We start from the raw sequence: 17,335 nt of genomic DNA on the forward strand, positions 1-17,335 counted from the left end.
TTATGATAACTTCAGCCACTGGGGTTTAATTGTGAAAGAAATGTTTCGGATAAACGGGCTTCCGAATGATACCACTATGATTTTATTTAGGAACTATCCCCCTGGAAGTGCTGTTTTTATGTATTTCATAGGTAAAGTTGTAGGTTATTCTGAAAGTATCATGTTAATGGCCCAAGGCTTTTTACTTATTTCAAATATTATCGTACTCCAGGTTTTTGCAAACTGGAGAAATCCAGTCCAGATATTCTTAAGTTTTCTTGCAGGAATTTCGTTACTATTTGTTATTGAGGGTCACATTTACAATTTACTTGTTGATACATTGTTAGGTGTTACGGCTCTTTCTATTACAATCATTGCATACTATTATAAAAATGATTGGGTAAGGAACGTTCTAACAAATACTCCTATCCTAATATTATTATTACTAATAAAAGATAGTGGAAAGCTGTTTTTCATCATAAATGTTGCCATTATTATATGGATTATCTATTCGTATGAAATAAAAGGAAAAGTTACTAAAAGTAAAAAAAGAACGATCATTTTAATCTCTTTATTAGCAGTATTAATATTTCCTCTCTTTACTAACTTTTTATGGGGCCAATATACTGAAACGGCCTATCCGAATGAATCTTACGAGGAAAATAAGTTTGCAATCACACCTGACAGATTACTTACTATAGATAAATCAGAAGAAGTAATTAGAGAATTAGGCCCTAACTTACTTAAACAAGCAACAGACCCCACAAATAACAATGTTATATCAATGCTCTTATTAAATGGTTTATTGCTTTTGTTTATGATTAGGACGTACAGAAAAACAAAAGAAACCCCTAAATTGTTAATGTCCGTTTGGATCATCATGAACATCTTTTACGTTCTATATATTTTTACATTGTATCTCATGTACTTATTTCTCATGCCAGAAAATGAGGCAGCTAGATTAGCTGGGTTTAGTAGATACCATTCGACAGTGGTCATATATATAATAGGAGTCTTTATGACCGCTATTATTCTTCATTGGTCAAAAGCTAATTTTACACTTAAAAACGCCGTTCTAAAAACAACAGCAACATTATGCTTGGGATTCATATTTATTTATCCTTTCCACGAGAATATAAATACATTACTCTCAAGGCCTGACGTTACTAACTCACTACGGTTAGATGTAAAAACGAAATTTAATACAATTAAAATGGCTGGGGCAAAGCAACCCACAGTCACATATTATAGTCCAAACAGTAAAGACGACAGAGGATACCTTAGATACGTCTTGAGTTACGAACAACTATCCAACAATTATTATATTTTTAGAAGCTTAGATACAAATGAAAAACAAGAATCATTCGTTAGACACTTGAACAAATCTCATTATTTGGTCGTTGTAGACAGTGACAAAGACATCAATAAATTTTTAGGAAATTATGTATCTACGGATGATGTTGAAGGTGTATACAAAGTTATTCCTAGGAAAGAAGATTTTACACTTAAGACTATAAAATAATCATGAAGCGTACCGTAATGGTGCGCTTTTTTCATCGGAACCTACTGCAGATTGAACACTCCCACTATAAACTCAGACTAAACTTATGGAGTGCAGTATCATTTATTGGAGAAATTTGCAGGATTTTTTTGGAGTATTTCCTCGGAAATTGAAAGAAAGATGAAAAACATATACAAAAAAAAGACGGATTCGACATATGCGAAAATCCGTCTTTTTTGTCTATTTTTTCAATAATTGCGCTGCTTTGTTGTAGGCAAATACATTGGCTTTTGCTGCAAGCTTTCCGTTTACGATATCCATGATGGTTGTGCTTTCCTGAATATCACTGGATACTGCAGGATTTGATTCGAGAAATAACGAAAGAGTAGCAAGCCATAAAGTAAGTTCATCGATTCGATTATGCTTAGCACCTTGCGCATAGTTCTTATTGTATTCCAACACACTTTTTAAAGCATCCATATTAAAAATATTTAGCTTCTCAATTTGTGTAGAAAGAACTCTATCTTTTATTTCACTGTATAGATCATTTCGAATCCATTCGCCATATTTATGATAAGACTTTGGTAAGTCGTCTAGAACTGGCGAGTCTTCTACCATAAACAATTTCCCTGTACGAGCCCATGGTAATTCCTTCAGGCTCGGATCAAGTAAATCAAGGAAATGGAAATAAACCTTATCATTTCGAAGCGAACCATCTAATGACCACATGAACCCAAACGTTCCTGGCGTTGTAAACGCCTGATAGAGTGGAATGCTTTGATTGATCACATTCATACAAGGATTTAGCATTCTGCGCATATAATGCGACTGGCGTTGTAGTTCATTCGTTTGATAGTCTTCAGATCTCGGGAACAGTCGATTATAGGCTGTAACGTCTGTTTGAACCTCTGGACTATATTGTTCAAAAACAAGTGATTGAAGAATTCGAAACTTATTTGAAATATTCGAGCCTAATGGCTTCAAATTTGTAAAATGGATTCCTGAGTATTCACCGCGGCCAATACTGTCCCCGAAGCTTCCAGCAAGAATACAGTCAATTCCCTCTAGCTTTGCTACATCAGGCATAGCATGCAGATGATTCGGCCCGTACTCACAGCCTCTTTCTGCAGAAACCTTCATATTCCTTAACAGTGTTTCGGGGCCCATTTCAAAATGAATCCACTCCCAGTTAAGGCTTTTTACGATTCTTTCAGAATAGACAACATCTCTGGATTCCTTTAAGCCCCAAGTAAGGCCAACAACCTTACAGGAAAGCTCCTTATTTTTAATCAATTTGTCTAGGACACCGGCAACCATTCGACTATCCATACCACCGGATAGTAAAATCCCTACGGTCTTCGCATCCCCACAAAATTCCTTTATCTCAGTTGACAGCTTCTTGAAAAATTCCCCTGCCACTTCTTTTTCAGTCATGGATTGAATGTGACCGTGGTTAGGAACCTCGGCATACTCCCAATTTTTCATGTCCTCTGAAGGCTTCGCCATAAACGGAGTTTTATTGATTCCTTTTACAATCGTACGATCCGCAAAGAAGTACTGATAATTGATCATTTCGATAATTGAGACTGGATCAACCTTAGGTTGTCCTAGTTTACTAAGTATCTCTTTAAAATCATGTGTAATGGTTAAACCATCCTCATTCTTCATATAAAAAGGATTCATAAAACCAAGGGTATTATAATACTGAAACACGCTATCAGCTCCATATTAACGTCGTCATTTTTTGGAGATGACCCTCCAAAATTCCACGTATTCAATTTTACCTCTACCATTAAATTATGCAAGAAGAAATATTCCTTATTTTCTACCTTCCCACCAACAACTATTCCCAGTCACGGTCAAGGTCTTGTTTCACAATTTCGCCTAGCTTAGTTGCACCTTCTTGATTGAGATGATCCTCATTGCTAAAATAATCCTGTTTCTCAGTAAATACATTCCGATAGTCAAGGATGCGCACATCATATTGTGATGTGATTTCTTCAACCGTCTTTGCAAACTTTGCTTCGACATCCTCATCAATCAATTGTAAATATTCATTGGCTAATGGATAACGTATTAAAACAACTTCAATTCCATTGTCCTGGGCAAGTTTGATGAGTTTCTCATAGTAATCAACCATCCCATCAATGATTAACTCATTATTATAGAGGTGATGGTTGACCCGTGCTTGTGCGATTCTCTGCCTTTTTTCAGGTGTTCGATCCGTAAATTGATCCGTTCCTGTAATGACCCCATTGTCTTGAATATTCGGTCGATGTAATTCATCTCCCTGGAGGTATTCAAAAAACGTTCGAAGGACAATCGGTCGATAATTAACCTGCAAAGAGTAAAATGGATTCTCAAAAAAGTCTTGTGCACTTGGGTAATCTCCTAATTCCTCACTCACGTCCTCATCAATATATTTCCGATACTGTTTGGCCAAATGCCCAACATCAGTCGTACGATAGTAAGAAAATATATGATAGTCCAATTGAAGAAGGAGAGTATCAAGGTCTTTTACATTTTCAATTAGCCACTTTGTTTTGAAATAGCCCAATGGAACAGGTTCACCCGAAATGCCATAGTTAAAGAAATCATCATCCCTTATATCCATCCCATTCATGACATGGGAATCACCAATACTCACTACTTCGATTTGATCTCGTTTTTGTTTGACCATAACCTCTTTTTGAGCGACAACATCACTAGGGATGAGTATCTGGCGCGTAAAAACCTCTAATATCGTCATGATTCCAACTAAAATAACGGCAACAGAAACTAAGCAAACAATAACGTACCTCTTATACTGCTTCATTTCCACTACCCCCTAAAAATTAAAGTACAAGAATTCGCTTTTTACAGCGAGGTAAATGATCCAAATTAAATTAAAACTCGTCAAGACGATAAAAGCGGAAGCATATCGAAAATTAGGTCGTAGAGATTCTGCCAATTGTAGAGAATTTTTACTGAAGGTTGTAACAAGGATACCTGCGCAAATTGCTGCAACAGCAGTGACAAGCAGTGCATGCTCCCCTAACTCTATCCCTATATTTTGCAGAAACGGTAGTGTCTCTGGTACATATTCATGAAGATTGATCCCATTGAATCCAAACATTCCTTTTAATACCTTAGTCGCACTCTCCCATGAGGTGGCCCTGAAGAATACCCATGCGATATTCACAAATTGAAAGGTGATGAACCATGCAATAAATGGATTGAGCTTAAACCCTGAATTTTTCCAAAACCGATGTATTACCGAGGCGATACCATGTAAAAATCCCCAAAAGACAAAGGTCCAACCAGCACCATGCCAAACCCCACTAATCATAAAAACGATAAAAATATTAATGTAGGTTCTGGACATTCCTTTCCGATTCCCGCCAAGTGGAATGTAGATGTACTTTGTTAAAAAACGACCCAATGTCATATGCCAACGGCTCCAAAAGTCTTGGATATTTAAGGCTTTATAAGGCGAATTAAAATTAAATGGCAATCTAATATTGAAAAGCAGGGCAGCTCCTATCGCCATATCTGTATATCCACTGAAATCAAAATACAATTGAAAGGTATAAGATAAGGAAGAAATCCATCCCCCAATGAAATCTAACTTTCCCGCCTCGTCAAAGCCTTGATTGGCCCAAACGGCAAAACTATCAGCAATGACAACCTTTTTACATAAACCAATTGAAAAAATAAACAAGCCAAGCGCAAGATTACGATGGTTTAATTGTTTATTCCTGTTCTTCTCAAATTGCGGCATCATCTCCTGATGATGAACAATCGGTCCTGCAATTAATTGAGGAAAGAACGTAATGAATAAAGCATAATTTAAAAAATTGTACTCCTTTGTTTCCTGCCGATACGCATCCACAAGGAATGCAATTTGTTGAAAAGTAAAGAAACTAATCCCAAGTGGTAAAAGGAGGTGCAATAAAGGTACATCCATCCCAAATACAGCATTCATATTTGAAATGAAAAAATCACAATACTTAAAATAGCCGAGTAAGGCAACATTAAACATAATACCCGCGACAAGAAGTGATTTATGTTTTCTACCTTTTCCAAGTAACGAACCTACTAAATAGTTAACTAGAATCGACGCAAGGATGAGCGGTAGATACATAATATTCCACCAACTATAGAAAAAAAGAGATGCCCCTACTAACCATAGCTTAGATGCAAGAATCCATTTGTACTTTGTCAAAAGAAAATATCCTAAAAAAACAACGGGTAAAAATACAAAAATAAATTCGAGTGAATTAAAAAGCATGTAGACTACTCCATTTCAATGAACTTAATTGTGTAGAGTAAAATTATGTAACGACATTATTCTCCTATACCCTCCAAACTATGTCAATTTACTACAATGTACTTTTTTAACACATAAAAAAGAAAAGCGATAATCAACGTCTGATTATCGCTTCGTTCATGTTAATCATTCGATTGTGGAGTAGAAATGAAGTAGTTCACCAAATAATCGGCCCAAAGAGCTTGCCCTTTTTCATTTGGTGTACCACCTTTTAGTAAAAATTCGGCAATGGCATCTGTTTGATGGTCAGGCCATGCCTCCCAATGATTCAAGTAGGTATAGTTATTTTCTGCTGCAAATTGTTGAAACTGTTCTACTTCTTTTGGATAGTAGATTGCTCGATGCAAAGGATTTGCCGGTTGAAGGAGAATGGATACGTTAGGAAGTGTTTCTCTCACATCATCCAAAATCGTTGTAATGTTAACTAACCGTTCCTCAAACCGGACCCTTCCGTTATCATGTAAAATGAATGGTTCAAATAATAAAACATCTGGAGAAAGATCGGTAATTTCCTGGTATAAGCCTTCTTGAACAACCTCGGAGGATGTTTTGTCCGGTATTTCCTTGATTGTGACTTTTAGAATATCTGTCCCATATGTATGTTCTAACTCTTCCTTTAGTAGGCTTGGCCACCCTGCTGGTTCCTCAGGAGTTGCACTTGAACCAGCAATAACAAGATGAAGAGGTTTGCCATTTTCTACTGCTGAACTAAATTTTGATTGGATATCCTCAGGTAAGTTCTTTGCAAGGCCCTGTATCTCCTTCAGTTTTAATTCCTTGCCAGATTCTTCATTTGTAGGTTCCACTTTTATGTTTGTTTTCTCATTACTAGTTGAAGTTGCAGATGCTGCAATTTTGTCGTCCCAATGTAATTTCCCCAGGACTACCGCCACTAACGATAGAATAATGACCGCTGTTACAATTATCTTTTTCAACTTTAAAATCCCCCAAACCATTCACTACTAATTGCCTATATTATACAATATTTCAAAATCTTTTATAGCTTTTTGCAAAATTAATGTAGTATTTTATCGGAATTTGTTAGAATACAATATAGTAATTCCTTTTTTGGTAAATATTTGACACCCTTTTTACTTGTTGTCAAACCTTACAAATAGGAATATAATCTTATAGTATTTACATTTTCATACAAAAAGGGAGATCCGTATGGAGAAAAAACAAAAGAAAAAAATGAGTAAGACAAAAAAATGGATGATTGGTATTTTAAGTTTTCTCGGCCTAATCATTTTATCGATTGGCGGGTATGCTTTTTATTTATATAATTCTGTTGAAAATACAGTCGCTTCCATGCATAAACCGATTGAAAGAGAAAAATCAGAAAAGCGTCAAGATGAAGTTATTTTTAAGGAACAAGATCCAATTTCAGTTTTATTAATGGGTGTTGATGCCCGTGCCGGTGATAGAGGTCGTTCGGATTCTTTAATTGTGTTAACAGTGAATCCTACCGATAAATCTATGAAAATGGTAAGTATCCCTCGTGATACTAGAACTGAAATTATTGGAAGAGGCTATCAGGATAAAATTAACCATGCTTATGCATTTGGAGGTCCTGAGATGGCCATCGACACAGTCGAGAACTTTTTAGATATTCCTATTGATTATTTTGTACAAGTGAATATGGAAAGCTTTAAAGATATCGTGGATGCAGTCGGAGGAATAACTGTAAATAACAGCTTTGAATTTAGCTATGGTGGGTTTACATTTAATGAAGGGCAAATTTCCTTAGATGGTGGAGAAGCCTTGGCCTATTCCCGTATGCGTAAGGAAGATCCAAGAGGAGATTTTGGTCGCCAAGATCGCCAAAGACAAATCATTATGGGTGTGATTAATAAGGGTGCAAGCTTCTCATCTTTAACAAACTTTGATGATATCCTTAAAGCAATTGGAGCAAATATCCAAACAAATCTAACGTTTAACGAAATGGTAGATATCCAAAAGAATTATAAAGACGCACGACATAGTCTAGAGCAATCAATGGTGAAAGGCTCTGGTTCTCGTATTGATGGTATTTACTATTATATTGTTCCTGAAGAAGAGCGTCTTGCTATTTCTTCGATGCTAAAAGAACATCTACAACTTGGTGAAAATATCACAAAGCGATAAGCCGCATAGGCTTTTCGCTTTTTTTATGTTATAGGATTCGACTATTACTCTTTTAGAAAATAGGACTTTAGAACTATGTATTTTTGGAAAAATAATCCGATATTAAAATAGTTATCGTCGTATGAAATGGCAAAACCTTTGAAAAAAGGTTGGCGCAAAACTAGAGGGGCTAAGGTCTTAGAAGACTATGCCAGCCAGCTATCAAAACGAGGAGGTAAAAAGCGTGTCACAATGGTTAACACCTGAAGAGGTAGAAAGAAGAAAAAGTAGAAATAAAATACTACTTTACACTTCAATACCAGTTGCTGTTATTGGAATAAGTGCACTTGCCACATTCCTAGCCAATAACATATGAGACAGGCAAAATGACGGTTCCCTCGGCTTTACGTTTTTACACTAAAGCTAAGAGAACCGTCTTTCTTGATTAATTCATTAAGTCTACAATGTCATTAACAATTTTATCTTCAATTCCTCCGCCAATTTGGTGAACCTGTTTCGTTTGGAATTTAGAAATGACTTTTATTTGTGAGTCTTCTATTTTTGTCGAAACGAGTAATACAGGTACTTTTAATTTGGCTGCTAAAGGACCTGCAGCTAGCGCATCTACCAGTTTCTTAGAATTAGAGTGGGCGACCATAATCGACTGCATATCCGAATCCTTATAGAATGCCTCAATCACCTTCGCGTTCGTGATCTGGCGCTTTTCCCCGCTCAAACGATTGCGACTCACTTCTTGACTCGTAATTTTATTCATTTCCTTGATGATATCAGGCGCAATGACAGATGTACCGCCAATAAAATACGATGTCTTCAATGCTTCTGTTTTAAGCCAATTATATGTTTCAGTTGGAACATTTTCTTTTCGTGTTAAAATAATTGGCTGCTTAGTTTGCCCAGACTGTGCCGCAATCGATAATGCATCTGGTTCACCTAAACCATAGGCCATGTAAGTGGTGTGCACATCTACCAACTTATCTAATTGCCGGGCAATCAGTAGAGATGTTTCAAATCTATTTTCCCCACCAATTCGAGATACTATTAACCCTTGTGATGTAAGGGCATTTGCAACTTTAGAGGTAATCACATCTTTTCCGCCGATTAAGATAATCTTTTTCGCATTCAGCCGTTTAATTTCCTTTAATGTTTCATCCGGTAATTTGTCTTTTCTGGTAAGCAAAATTGGTGCACCTTCAGCGGATGCCAATGGAGTTGCTGTTAATCCATCTGCAATCGCTGCTCCGTTCACTAAAAGGACAGTATTGGCTTTATCCCATCCCGCATTTGAAACCTTTACTGCTGTTTCATATCTATTTTCACCAACCAATTTTTCAAGAGTTGGACGCTGGTCAGTGACCTTTATGGTTGTGGCTGAACTTGAATTTCCAGCTTTATCAACCGCTACCACTTCAATTACAGTTCCTGCCACTTGTTTTTTAATCGTCATTTTAAAGCTTCCGTTACGATCTGCAGTTACACGTCCAATTTCTTTTCCAGAAACTTTTGCAACTACAGTCGCGTTCGCTTCAGTGTTCCCCGTTAGAACTTCATCCAAATCTGATACACTGTTTACTTTTGGTGCTGCCGGTGACGTTTTATCAACAACCGTTACTTTTGTTGCTGGACTCACATTTCCTGCATTATCTTCAGCAGTCACCTCGATTACCGTGCCTGCCTTTTGTTTTGGAATACTGATCGAAAACTCTCCTGTACCCCCAGCATGACCAATCCACGTATTCGCACCAATTTTTACCGTTACCTTAGCATCTTTTTCCGCTGTACCTTTAACCAATGTGTCTGAATCTCCAACTGGGAAGACAACAGGACTTGCAGGGGCTGTTGTATCTACTTCGTCCATTCCTAATAGAGTATAGGTAACATCTGCTCCTTTATCTGCTGGAACCTGATAGTTATCACCTGCTGAAATTGGCGTTACAATTGCACCACCACCAAGTAAACTTGTTGGTCCTCCAAGATAAAGTCTTTCCTCAAGCGCATCGAAGAATGGATCTCCTTTAAAACCATATAAGCCAGTTGGCTCTTTCAAAAACAAAGCAAGTCTAAAACTCGTCATCAGCTTTCCGAAAGTCATATCTGGACTGATGTATTTCTTGGCAACATTTTCAATCGCCTGATAGTCATTAGCTTGGTCCGTTATGATTTCTTTAAAGATTCGATCCCCTTGCCCAGCTTGGATTTTCACATATTGTAAAAATAAATAGGACAATGAGTAATTTGATAATACATCTCCGCTCCAATTAAGAAGTGAATGTCCATTTCTAATGGAGTTTGATAGATTGTAATAATTTAACCGATCATAAAGTCCGCTGCCTTGATACATTTGATCTGCTGCTTCAGATAAACCTTCATTTAGCCAAGTAGGCATATAGGTATTACCTTCTACAAGGACATTTTGATTGTAATTGACCATATGCTGAAACTCATGAGCTAACGTTCCAAATGCATTTGAGACATTTTTTGTAGAACCTAGACCCATTGTTGGATACGTATCAATATAGAAGATTTCCGATTGATTCGAATAGGACATTGGAAACAGGTCTCTTGAGGAGAAATATCCAGCAATAAAACCTCCAGATCCTGAAAAGCCATCTTGTATATCAAATGTAAGAATATTTATTTTCCCATTCTGATCGACATCAGATTCCTTCCCAAAATGGGTGGTGATTGTTTCGTAAATATGATCTTCAAATTCTTTTCCAAGGGCTGTCGCATCGGCATCCGTAATTTGATTTGCATGTACCCAAACATCCGCTTTTGAACCACTATAAGCTAATCTTGCAGAAATCTGATACGGCTTGGAGTTCCGTGTATCCACTACCCAGAATGGCTTCGTATCGCCGACCTTGTATGCTGCTGCCATGGATTTCGAGTGTTTCTGCACGATGCTTAGTTCCTCACTGGCAGGATCGATTTGGAAGTTTGCGTCCATTCGATAGGATCCTTGCTCTAACACCTCATCCAATGTATAAGGAATCTCCTGCACATTAAATGATCCAGTAGATTGTGACACTTTTTCGTTCGTCGATTCATTACTAATTACAACATATGTGTCACTTGGCGTTGGCTCACCCTCATTTAAAAATGGATTTGTCACCTTGAATGTCGTTGTATCCTGATAGTAATCATCATAACGAGATTGAGAGATTCCTATCCTCATATAAATAAATTCTTGCCCCTCAAATTCAGTGATTGGGATATCGGTTAGCAAAGAGCCATTGGAAAAGCCATATAAATCAAAATCGCTTGTTCCGAGAAAATCTAACCCATTCCCATTGTCTCTAAAAAATTCAATGGTTATATAGCGGTCTTTTTCATAGGGGAATTCAGAAAGATAGTTCAATTTAACCGTCATATTCTCAGCACTATAAGTTGATGGAAGGACCTCCTCAAAATAAAAAGCATGATAACCTTCATAACTATCAAATAAAGTATCCACCATTTCCCCTTTTTCAATCAGTGGATAATTCGTTGGATCCTGATAGTTCTCCTCATGTTCTTTCGCTAACTTAGGTTCATCAATAGTAGATAGACTTGCATGAAGAGTTTGATCGGACCGGGGATCACCAGTTTTCGCTAAAGATTGCGCATTCGTTAACGTTGGCCCTATCGCCAACAGTAATCCGAGTACTAAAATAAATACCTTTTTCATGTTTTGACATCCTTCCTCAAACTATTAAACTAGTAACATATTACCATATTCTTTCAAATTAATGTATAAATGTTAATTTAATACCAGGTACAAGCAGAGGAGGGACACAATCTTTTAATCGATACGGGCAGACATAAACTTCACAAACGCAACGTATATATGTATGATTGGGTATTCGAATACCTTAAAGGTGAATTGAACATTTTTTTCAGAACCACTGTATCAATGGAGGTTTACAAATGACATCAGAAAATGAATTAATCACAAAAACGTATTATAAAACGTTAATTCCTGAAAATGATAAAAGGCATCCGGTCGAAATCCTTGGCGAGGCATATATGGCTGAGCAGGAAAAAGAGCTGTATGACCTGTCCCATATACGCTTTGCTCAAGGGGAGCTTTATTTTTATTACAAGGATTATGAAGCGGCTATCTATAAATGGGAGAATATCAATAATGATCTGGAGCCATGGGCTAAGAAAAATATTGCCGACGCATATTATGAGCTTGGATTGCTATCAAATGCGGAAGAAGTATATGGCTCTATTATTTCAAAAAATAAAATTCTGACCAGTGAGGTTTCGCTAAGCTTGTTCTCGCTTTATCTTGAGGATCAAAAAATCGATGCTGCGTATCGAGTTCTACAGGAAGCAATTGACGGAAACCCAGATTATCCTGAACTAACATCGATTGCTAAGCGATTTTATGAGGAACAGGGAGATTGGAAAAATGCAGTTGAACTTGCGATTAATGAGGCGAAGCGAACTAGTGACCTTTTTTGGTTTGACGCATTAGTTACATATGGTGAGGCTGGACATATCAGTACATTTACACCGGATACATTCGTTTCCGTGTTACGAAACTTATATGAATTGGATCAACCTAGATTTAAAAAGCTACTTGCAGCAACTTGGAGTAATTATAAAAACACGGACAGCCATTTAGACTGGCTCCAGTCAGTCATTCAAATCATGAAGGATTTAGAGATTAATCCGTATGAGTCCTGGCATGCAATTACCGGTTTGTTTGAAGAAGCATACATCGAACTTACAACCGGAAATTATTTATTGCGTGACATCGGAGTGCTAATGCCAAAGTTGCTGATTAATTGGTTGAATACAACCACCGCAACAAATGGATTAAATGCTGCAGCTGCAATCCTTGCGTGGGATGACATTTTTCCTTCAGCCATTAAAATGGTGATTGTAAAAGAAGCTGAAATTGTCCTAAAAAATGCAAAAGGAAGCAAGATTTCCATGAATGATTGTCACCACTTCATGGAGACGATTATCGAGTGGGCTCGTAGGAATAATATTGAAACAAGCGAACGTTTGGTATGGGGCTTTGATCAACTTTTTGATGGAGATACAACGAACTTACTTGTTATCGGTAAAGGGAAAGGTTCTTTCATTAACTCGATTTTAGAAGAAGAAATTCGAACTCCATCTCTTTCTTCATTTACAAGTATCCAATATGGAGAAAAGAAGGAACTAATTGAAGTGACCGATACGGCCCGTAGTCTACTGGATACATTCGAAGAGGTAACAAGTCCAGACTCGATTATAGAGGCAACCCTGCCTTCCGTTCCATTACAAACGGCAGGACTAAGGCTGAATACGACTGGCTTCAACGAGTACTTTATGGAAAAACGGAAAACCTTTGGATTTTTACCTGTTGTTGATGGCGTTCTATTTGTGCATGAAGCAGAATCTCTTACAGAATTGGACTTAGATTATCTTGCTCAAATTCAGCATTCCGCCAAGGATATTCCTGTCCATTTCATATTACGAAATCCTTACATCGGTGAAAAAATCAAGGAATACTTCCCGGATGCGAGGATTCATTCATTTAATAGTTCACTGAGTGCCGTAAAAGAAAGCTTCCGTAATGTCAATCGTGTTGGAAAAATTTTGTTTTTGCTAAGAAAAACAATATCCAATCTTCTTAAAAAGCGGGCTGACGCAGAAAACAAGCTGATAGAGGTAATCGCACATAACGAGGAGTTTATCACCCGATTAACTGGGTTTAATAACAGTTTATACGATAAGGAAATGGGCCAAAGTAAAGAAATTGTGGAATCATTTGCGGGTGTAATTTCCGAGATTAAGCGCGAGCTTTCTGAAAAGATTCCGAAAATCCTTTCTGGCTGCTCAGAGGTTATTACAGAAGAAAGCAATCTAAACCAACTACACATTGAGTTAAATGAAAAAATGAATGAAGAAATTCAACGTTTATTTGAACAAGAGATTGTTCCAAATCTTTCCGAAAAGCTTCAGGATTGGCTCGAAAGTTCAAATCAAATATTAGTGGCTACCCAGGACTACTTAAATGACATGACTGAATCACTTGCAGAAGGATATCCCGAAAAAGAGCTCAATCTACAATGTGATTTTAAAGTAGTCGAGGATTGGCGTCGTGACATCAGTCGCATGACTTATCAAATTGAAATTGCAAAGGAAAATATCATGCTTCGTCGGAGCCCATCACAAGTGTTGCTTAAGGGTGCGGGCAAAGTGTTAGGCTTGTTGCCACAAAAACAGCAAACATACATGCTTAACCAGTACAAGCGTTTTGTAGAAAATGCGTCCTACGAGGATATTGTTGAATCAATCCAAACAAAGTTTTGGCAGCAATTCGACTTTTTCAATAAGTCACTTCAGCAGGATATCGGACTATTCTATAAGGACTCTCTAGAGGAACTTTCCAGGACGATTGAGGAAATTAAGGGTCGAGTTGAAGATGATAAAGAAACATTAGCAAAAATGAAATCTAACCCAGAAATCTACTACGATCCGTTGAAGCTATTTGAAACAAGGCTTGTTCAAAACGAACGGATTTGGAAGAAAAGCAAGGACACCGAGACAGGTTCCTTGTCCCACACTCACTAATTACAAAATAGGCACAACGAGCGGATTTTAAATGCTTGTTGTGCCTGTTTTCTACTCTTTTTCAGGAATTCTTTTTATTTCTTGATCCGTAAACACGTTATATTCATTAGTGCTCATCGTAGAAAATTCGGATACGATTGCTCCCTCGTCCCCTGCTTGGAACCAATGCAAGGTATTTCCGTATTGGTGTATACCATCAACTGTAATCCATGCTCTCTCACTCTATTTAACCCAAAGTCTGCAATTTCAAGTCTATCAATCTCTTCCTCAGTCAAAACAATCTTACACTTCTTAAAATATTTCAATACTTTCAAGTTTTATTTGCTCGTATACTTTGCGTGATAACATTGTAAGTATCCTTGTCTTATTTGAATCGAGACGGAGGATATCAAGTTTTTTTAGGGAGACTTCCTATTTCCGTATCGAATTATTCAAATATTAGTTTTGGGGCTTGTGTTATGGTAAAGCGACATAAAATACTTAATGAAACTTGTCCCATGTCCCATTAAAAATAAAAAGAAAGAACAATTCTGCCTAAAACGGACCAATATATACGGTAGATTATGTGGGGAAATTAGACAGTTGGAAGGAGACTGGCGATTAGAGTTAGAGAATATTCATAGTAGATACGTTCGTCTCATTAGGTAAAATGCCATATCGTTTGAAACCTAACCTTATTTATTATTTCAGCACTTTATCTGGATTGTATGTCCTTTTTAATGAATAAGGTTTTATATGCGTATACATATTCCCAGCTAATCGGCCAACTGGGTTTAACTTTTCAAAATCAATTTTGAAATTACCTTGGTAGATTGTATCATCTATATCAAAGTGAATCACCTCTGCAAGGACCATATTACTGTCCTTTACAGGAATAATGCGATCTAGCTTGCATTCCATTTTAATAGGAGCTTCCTTCACGGCTATACTATCAATAACTTTGGCAGTAACTGGTGTAAATCCTACCTCTTCAAATTCATTGATTTCCGGTAAATATTCTGCACCCGCATTATGGACTTGTTGGGCCATTTCAGCATTTACAAGATTGATAACGAACTCCGGGTGATGTTCAATATTAAGGACTGTATCCTTCTTTATATCACCTTTCCTATTTCCAACCGAAAACATAACCATTGGTGGGTGGATGACATTGAAGAAACTGAATGGGGCAACATTGTAAATACCTTCCGCACTTTTGGTGGAAACGAGGGCAATTGGCCTAGGAACAATCGTTCCTGACATTAATTTATATAGCTCAGTTGGAGAACAGTCCTTTGTGTAAATTTCCATACTAGCTCCTCCCTAACTATTATGTAACTCAAATCCATAAATTGAATTATATTTTTCAAATTTCATTTTCCTTCGTACTTAACTTACATAAACCCTTCAATTACTCCCAAGAAAATCCGTAACTTATAAGAGGCCTAGTCGCGATAGTGGCATGTAAATCGATAAATTTTTAAGAAATGTTATTCTAGACTAGCACCTCTTATTTATTACAACAATTGATACACTAGTTTTATCTCTATATAGTAAGTCTAAATTTACAAGTCATATTGTATTTTTCGAGTAAAACAGGATGTTTCATTAAATTGCTTCACTTCTACAATTACGGTCATCTAAACTGAGGCATTCGATGTCCCAAAACGCTGACGACATGCTACTGCGTCATATTCATAAATCCACTCCGCACTAATACCAACAGCATTCGGATTTTGATTTTGTCTTTCCCGCATTTCAAGATCCCGCTTGCGTTGCTCCTCCGGAGATTCCAGATGATAGGTACGTCCTCTTTCACGGGCTTGTAATTGTACGTTTCGGGTCCTATCGCGACGCTCTGCTTCGTATGCGTCTAACGCCACGGTTACTTTTCCTTCAAAATAATCGAGAGCTTCTGCAAGAACATAAGCATCTTCTATCGCCATCGCTGCACCTTGAGATAAGTATGGGAGCATTGGGTGTGCAGAGTCACCAAGGAGAGTCGCATGACCTCGGGACCATTGATCCATAGGATTACGGTCGTACAAGCCCCACTTGAAAACCTGTAGATTATCCGTTTGTTTGAAAAGATTAATCAAGTCAGGATGCCAACCCTCGTACGCATCCAAAAGTTCTTTAGTTGTACTCGGCTCAGTCCACGATTCTTTCACCCACTCTTCCGTCTCTTTGCAAGCAACAATATTAACTGCCTTACCACCCTTGACATAGTAAGTAACCACGTGCGCTTTAGGACCAAACCAAAAGTTTACAGACGACTCAACGAAAGGAAGTGGATGATTTTCGACCGGAACAAGGGCACGCCAGCACATATGCCCAGTAAATGTTGGAACATCCTGGCTAAACAGTGCGCCCCTGACAGCAGACCGGATTCCGTCTGCGCCAACAATAAGATCCGCTTCAAATTCAGTTCCATCATCAAATACTGCAACTGCCTTATCACTCAAAAGTTTTACGTCTACACATTTCACATTAAACGTAATACTATCTTCTGGTAAGCCATCTGCTAAAATACTGTGGAGATCAGCACGGTGCACATGATAGTACGATGCACCAAAGAGTTGTTCAAATGTCCCCTTTAAGGGAGTTCGAAATAATTCCTCACCTGTTTCCCCATTGCGCCCTACCATCGCTTCTGGTAAAAAGCCAACCCTCTCAATGGCATTTTCCAAACCAAGAGATTTCAGTACTTTTACAGCATTAGGTGTCATTTGGATTCCAGCCCCAACTTCTCTAAATTCTGTTGCTTGTTCAAATAAATGAAAAGAGACGCCTCTTTGCATCATGGCTCGAGCCAAAGCTACCCCACCGATGCCTCCACCGATAATACCGACAACTAAAGATTTTTTCATCCTTTACATCACCTCAAT

The 17,335-nt window shown here is 37.6% G+C and carries 11 protein-coding genes and 1 riboswitch; of the genes, 4 read left to right on the top strand and 7 right to left on the bottom strand.

The window, feature by feature from the left end; all coding sequences use genetic code 11:
- Nucleotides 1-31 precede the first annotated feature (31 nt).
- Nucleotides 32-1,501 carry a hypothetical protein gene (locus tag V7138_RS13025; RefSeq protein ID WP_335397976.1) on the top strand — a complete coding sequence of 490 codons (1,470 nt, stop codon included), beginning with the start codon at nucleotides 32-34 and terminating at the stop codon, nucleotides 1,499-1,501.
- Nucleotides 1,502-1,720: 219 nt separating this feature from the next.
- On the opposite strand, the gene V7138_RS13030 is transcribed toward V7138_RS13025, so the two are convergent.
- The 4 genes from V7138_RS13030 to V7138_RS13045 all read right to left on the bottom strand — a co-directional run bounded on the left by V7138_RS13030 (nucleotide 1,721) and on the right by V7138_RS13045 (nucleotide 6,724).
- Nucleotides 1,721-3,193 (bottom strand): asparagine synthase-related protein, encoded by a 1,473-nt coding sequence (locus V7138_RS13030; protein ID WP_335397978.1) that lies wholly within the window; start codon nucleotides 3,191-3,193, stop codon nucleotides 1,721-1,723.
- Nucleotides 3,194-3,323: 130 nt separating this feature from the next.
- Entirely contained in the window at nucleotides 3,324-4,295 is a 972-nt protein-coding gene (locus V7138_RS13035; protein ID WP_335397980.1) for a hypothetical protein, read from the bottom strand.
- Between the two features lie 12 nt (nucleotides 4,296-4,307).
- The gene (locus V7138_RS13040) at nucleotides 4,308-5,750 is read right to left on the bottom strand and encodes an MBOAT family O-acyltransferase (protein WP_335397982.1); all 1,443 of its coding nucleotides are present in this window, start codon (nucleotides 5,748-5,750) and stop codon (nucleotides 4,308-4,310) included.
- Between the two features lie 161 nt (nucleotides 5,751-5,911).
- On the bottom strand, nucleotides 5,912-6,724 hold the full coding sequence (locus V7138_RS13045) for an SGNH/GDSL hydrolase family protein (protein WP_335397984.1): 813 nt from the start codon (nucleotides 6,722-6,724) through the stop codon (nucleotides 5,912-5,914).
- 232 nt (nucleotides 6,725-6,956) lie between these two features.
- Here V7138_RS13045 and tagU point away from each other — a divergent pair, with 232 nt between their 5' ends.
- Both tagU and V7138_RS13055 read left to right on the top strand, forming a co-directional pair.
- The gene (gene tagU / locus V7138_RS13050; RefSeq protein ID WP_335397986.1) at nucleotides 6,957-7,913 is read left to right on the top strand and encodes a polyisoprenyl-teichoic acid--peptidoglycan teichoic acid transferase TagU; all 957 of its coding nucleotides are present in this window, start codon (nucleotides 6,957-6,959) and stop codon (nucleotides 7,911-7,913) included.
- A gap of 118 nt (nucleotides 7,914-8,031) precedes the next feature.
- A riboswitch (cyclic di-GMP riboswitch) is annotated at nucleotides 8,032-8,119 on the top strand.
- 17 nt (nucleotides 8,120-8,136) lie between these two features.
- Nucleotides 8,137-8,268 carry a hypothetical protein gene (locus V7138_RS13055; protein ID WP_335397988.1) on the top strand — a complete coding sequence of 44 codons (132 nt, stop codon included), beginning with the start codon at nucleotides 8,137-8,139 and terminating at the stop codon, nucleotides 8,266-8,268.
- Between the two features lie 69 nt (nucleotides 8,269-8,337).
- Here V7138_RS13055 and V7138_RS13060 read toward each other — a convergent pair whose 3' ends face one another.
- Entirely contained in the window at nucleotides 8,338-11,580 is a 3,243-nt protein-coding gene (locus tag V7138_RS13060) for a cell wall-binding repeat-containing protein (RefSeq protein WP_335397990.1), read from the bottom strand.
- Nucleotides 11,581-11,819: 239 nt separating this feature from the next.
- On the opposite strand from V7138_RS13060, the gene V7138_RS13065 reads away from it, so the two are divergent.
- Entirely contained in the window at nucleotides 11,820-14,468 is a 2,649-nt protein-coding gene (locus tag V7138_RS13065; protein WP_335397992.1) for a tetratricopeptide repeat protein, read from the top strand.
- A gap of 681 nt (nucleotides 14,469-15,149) precedes the next feature.
- Here the strand turns inward: V7138_RS13065 and V7138_RS13075 are convergent.
- Nucleotides 15,150-15,758, bottom strand: a complete 609-nt coding sequence (locus V7138_RS13075) for a flavin reductase family protein (RefSeq protein ID WP_335397994.1) — start codon at nucleotides 15,756-15,758, stop codon at nucleotides 15,150-15,152.
- 329 nt (nucleotides 15,759-16,087) lie between these two features.
- Nucleotides 16,088-17,317, bottom strand: a complete 1,230-nt coding sequence (locus V7138_RS13080; RefSeq protein ID WP_335397996.1) for an FAD-dependent monooxygenase — start codon at nucleotides 17,315-17,317, stop codon at nucleotides 16,088-16,090.
- Nucleotides 17,318-17,335: the final 18 nt, after the last annotated feature.

It is taken from the genome of Bacillus sp. JJ1533, from assembly GCF_036965045.1.
Classification (GTDB): domain Bacteria; phylum Bacillota; class Bacilli; order Bacillales; family Bacillaceae_L; genus Ferdinandcohnia.

Bases quoted from the DNA above. Each gene is read 5' to 3' on its own strand.
- V7138_RS13035 (WP_335397980.1), bottom strand. From the start codon at position 4,295: ATGAAGCAGTATAAGAGGTACGTTATTGTTTGCTTAGTTTCTGTTGCC.
- V7138_RS13040 (WP_335397982.1), bottom strand. From the start codon at position 5,750: ATGCTTTTTAATTCACTCGAATTTATTTTTGTATTTTTACCCGTTGTT.
- tagU (WP_335397986.1), top strand. From the start codon at position 6,957: ATGGAGAAAAAACAAAAGAAAAAAATGAGTAAGACAAAAAAATGGATG.
- V7138_RS13060 (WP_335397990.1), bottom strand. From the start codon at position 11,580: ATGAAAAAGGTATTTATTTTAGTACTCGGATTACTGTTGGCGATAGGG.
- V7138_RS13065 (WP_335397992.1), top strand. From the start codon at position 11,820: ATGACATCAGAAAATGAATTAATCACAAAAACGTATTATAAAACGTTA.
- V7138_RS13075 (WP_335397994.1), bottom strand. From the start codon at position 15,758: ATGGAAATTTACACAAAGGACTGTTCTCCAACTGAGCTATATAAATTA.
- V7138_RS13080 (WP_335397996.1), bottom strand. From the start codon at position 17,317: ATGAAAAAATCTTTAGTTGTCGGTATTATCGGTGGAGGCATCGGTGGG.